The following is an 846-nucleotide window of genomic DNA, read 5'->3' on the forward strand; positions in this document are numbered from 1 at the left end:
GTCCACCTATATTCAGTCAAAGTTTCACGTGCTCCGACCTACTCGATTTCACTTAAGATGCATTTTCGTGTACGGGACTATCACCCTGTATCGTCAAACTTTCCAGAATGTTCCACTAACACATAATAAGCTTAAGGGCTGGTCCGGTTTCGCTCGCCGCTACTTCCGGAATCTCGGTTGATTTCTGTTCCTACGGGTACTTAGATGTTTCAGTTCTCCGCGTTCGCCTCTTACACCTATGTATTCAGTGCAAGATACCTGCAAGCAGGTGGGTTTCCCCATTCGGAAATCCTAGYCTCAAGCGCTTTTTACTAGCTTGACTAGGCTTATCGCAAGTTAATACGTCCTTCATCGCCTCCAACTGCCAAGGCATCCACCGTGTACGCTTAGTCACTTAACCATACAACCCAAACGGGTCTTTGTTAGTGACAGCTGTTAACTTCGCCAGAAGTTAATTCATCAAATAATGATGAGAATACTAAAGTAGATACCAATTAATCTKTCGATTAATGGCATATTTTTTACTTTTGAAAACTCTTTATAGATACRARTATCTATAAGAATTTTAATATCAGCTTTCCAAATTTTTAAAGAGCATATTAATTAGTTAAACCAAGCGGYTTAGCTAACTAACAATCATCTGTGTGGACACTACGAACAAATAAGTTCTAAATCGTATAAGGAGGTGATCCAGCCCCAGGTTCCCCTAGGGCTACCTTGTTACGACTTCACCCCAGTCATGAATCACTCCGTGGTGAACGTCCTCCCGAAGGTTAGACTATCCACTTCTGGAGCAACCCACTCCCATGGTGTGACGGGCGGTGTGTACAAGGCCCGGGAACGTAT

Annotated in this window: 2 rRNA genes; both read right to left on the reverse strand. The window is 43.3% G+C overall.

The features are described 5' to 3' along the window. A 23S ribosomal RNA gene (locus L1D51_RS21540) occupies positions 1-400 on the reverse strand; the annotation flags it as partial. A 278-nt stretch (positions 401-678) separates the two neighbouring features. Next, a 16S ribosomal RNA gene (locus tag L1D51_RS21545) occupies positions 679-846 on the reverse strand; the annotation flags it as partial.

Source organism: Pseudoalteromonas shioyasakiensis, assembly GCF_022398475.1.
GTDB lineage: Bacteria > Pseudomonadota > Gammaproteobacteria > Enterobacterales > Alteromonadaceae > Pseudoalteromonas.